General features: G+C 52.1%; 1 rRNA gene. It reads right to left on the bottom strand.

The annotated features are described in order from the left end of the window. Positions 1 to 168: 168 nt before the first annotated feature. A 23S ribosomal RNA gene (locus BV405_RS17260) occupies positions 169 to 3,054 on the bottom strand. Positions 3,055 to 3,089: the final 35 nt, after the last annotated feature.

Here is a 3,089-nt window from a genome sequence, read left to right as displayed (position 1 = left end):
TCTGAGTTCGGAAAGGATTCAGGTGGTTCCTACACGCTATTGTCGTCAAGCAAAAAAGGTTGTAGATCGATGCCAATCGAGATGTTTGTATGTATTGGTGTTTGATGTCTTTGTAATCGCGACGTATCCGATTGTTTATTCAGCAAGGTCAGACCATTTTGGTGTTATATGGTCAAGCCTCACGGGCAATTAGTACAGGTTAGCTCAACGCCTCACAACGCTTACACACCCTGCCTATCAACCTTGTAGTCTTCAAGGGCCCTTTAGGAAGCTCAAGGCTTCAGTGAGACCTCATCTTGAAGGGGGCTTCCCGCTTAGATGCTTTCAGCGGTTATCCTGTCCGAACGTAGCTACCGGGCAATGCCATTGGCATGACAACCCGAACACCAGTGGTTCGTCCACTCCGGTCCTCTCGTACTAGGAGCAGCTCTTCTCAAGTCTCCAACGTCCACGGCAGATAGGGACCGAACTGTCTCACGACGTTCTAAACCCAGCTCGCGTACCACTTTAAATGGCGAACAGCCATACCCTTGGGACCGGCTTCAGCCCCAGGATGTGATGAGCCGACATCGAGGTGCCAAACACCGCCGTCGATGTGAACTCTTGGGCGGTATCAGCCTGTTATCCCCGGAGTACCTTTTATCCGTTGAGCGATGGCCCTTCCATACAGAACCACCGGATCACTATCACCTACTTTCGTACCTGCTCGACGTGTCAGTCTCGCAGTTAAGCACCCTTATGCGATTGCACTCATTGCACGATGTCCGACCGTGCTGAGGGTACCTTCGTGCTCCTCCGTTACTCTTTGGGAGGAGACCGCCCCAGTCAAACTACCCACCACACAATGTCCTCGGCCCCGATAAGGGGTCTGAGTTAGAACCTCAACATGACCAGGCTGGTATTTCAAGATTGGCTCCACCGGAACTGGCGTCCCGGTTTCAAAGCCTCCCAGCTATCCTACACAAGTCATATCAAAGTCCACTGTGAAGCTGTAGTAAAGGTTCACGGGGTCTTTCCGTCTAGCCGCGGATACACAGCATCTTCACTGCGATTTCAATTTCACTGAGTCTCGGGTGGAGACAGCGTGGCCATCATTACGCCATTCGTGCAGGTCGGAACTTACCCGACAAGGAATTTCGCTACCTTAGGACCGTTATAGTTACGGCCGCCGTTTACCGGGGCTTCGATCAAGAGCTTCGCGTGAGCTAACCCCATCAATTAACCTTCCGGCACCGGGCAGGCGTCACACCCTATACGTCCACTTACGTGTTTGCAGAGTGCTATGTTTTTAGTAAACAGTTGCAGCCACCTGGTATCTTCGACCAGCCGGGGCTTACGGAGCAAGTCCTTCACCCTGGCCGGCGCACCTTCTCCCGAAGTTACGGTGCCATTTTGCCTAGTTCCTTCACCCGAGTTCTCTCAAGCGCCTTAGTATTCTCTACCTGACCACCTGTGTCGGTTTGGGGTACGGTCTCTTTAGAGCTGAAGCTTAGAGGCTTTTCCTGGAAGCATGGCATCAACCACTTCGGTTCCGTAGAACCTTCGTCGTCACGTCTCGGCATAGAGCATCCCGGATTTACCTAAGATGCAAGCCTACCGGCTTAAACGCGGACAACCGTCGCCGCGCTGGCCTAGCCTTCTCCGTCCCCCCATCGCACTCTAAAGAGGTATTGGAATATTAACCAATTTCCCATCGACTACGCATTTCTGCCTCGCCTTAGGGGCCGACTCACCCTGCGCCGATTAACGTTGCGCAGGAACCCTTGGTCTTCCGGCGGGGAAGTTTTTCACTCCCCTTATCGTTACTCATGTCAGCATTCGCACTTCTGATACCTCCAGCATGCTTCTCAACACACCTTCATCGGCTTACAGAACGCTCCTCTACCGATTGCACGTAGTGCAATCCCGCAGCTTCGGCACATAGTTTAGCCCCGTTACATCTTCCGCGCAGGCCGACTCGACTAGTGAGCTATTACGCTTTCTTTAAAGGGTGGCTGCTTCTAAGCCAACCTCCTAGCTGTTTTAGCCTTCCCACATCGTTTCCCACTTAACTATGATTTTGGGGCCTTAGCTGGCGGTCTGGGTTGTTTCCCTTTTCACGACGGACGTTAGCACCCGCCGTGTGTCTCCCGGATAGTACTCACTGGTATTCGGAGTTTGCAAAGGGTTGGTAAGTCGGGATGACCCCCTAGCCTTAACAGTGCTCTACCCCCAGTGGTATTCGTCCGAGGCTCTACCTAAATAGATTTCGAGGAGAACCAGCTATCTCCCGGCTTGATTAGCCTTTCACTCCGATCCACAGGTCATCCGCTAGCTTTTCAACGATAGTCGGTTCGGTCCTCCAGTTGATGTTACTCAACCTTCAACCTGCCCATGGATAGATCGCCGGGTTTCGGGTCTATTCCCAGCAACTGAACGCGCAGTTAACACTCGCTTTCGCTACGCCTCCCCTAAACGGTTAAGCTCGCTACTGAAAATAAGTCGCTGACCCATTATACAAAAGGTACGCAGTCACTCCGAAGAGCTCCCACTGCTTGTATGCATACGGTTTCAGGTTCTATTTCACTCCCCTCACAGGGGTTCTTTTCGCCTTTCCCTCACGGTACTGGTTCACTATCGGTCAGTCAGTAGTATTTAGCCTTGGAGGATGGTCCCCCCATATTCAGACAGGATTTCACGTGTCCCGCCCTACTCGATTTCACTGTGGATAAGATTTCGTGTACGGGGCTATCACCCACTATGGCCGCACTTCCCAGAGCGTTCCACTATCTACACCGCAGCTTAAGGGCTAATCCGATTTCGCTCGCCGCTACTTTCGGAATCTCGGTTGATTTCTTTTCCTCCGGGTACTTAGATGTTTCAGTTCCCCGGGTTCGCCTCATACAGCTATGTATTCACTGTATGATACCCAGCTTACACTGGGTGGGTTTCCCCATTCGGAAATCCTCGGATCAAAGCTCGTTTACCAGCTCCCCGAGGCTTATCGCAGGTTTCTACGTCCTTCATCGCCTCTGACTGCCAAGGCATCCACCGTATGCACTTAGTTGCTTGACCATATAACCCAAAAGGGTCTGGTTAAGACTTTGCTG

Origin of the sequence: Oceanospirillum sanctuarii, from assembly GCF_002150805.1 — a bacterium.
Taxonomy (GTDB): Bacteria; Pseudomonadota; Gammaproteobacteria; order Pseudomonadales; family Halomonadaceae; genus Oceanospirillum; species Oceanospirillum sanctuarii.
This window is presented reverse-complemented; position numbering and strand designations above follow the sequence as displayed.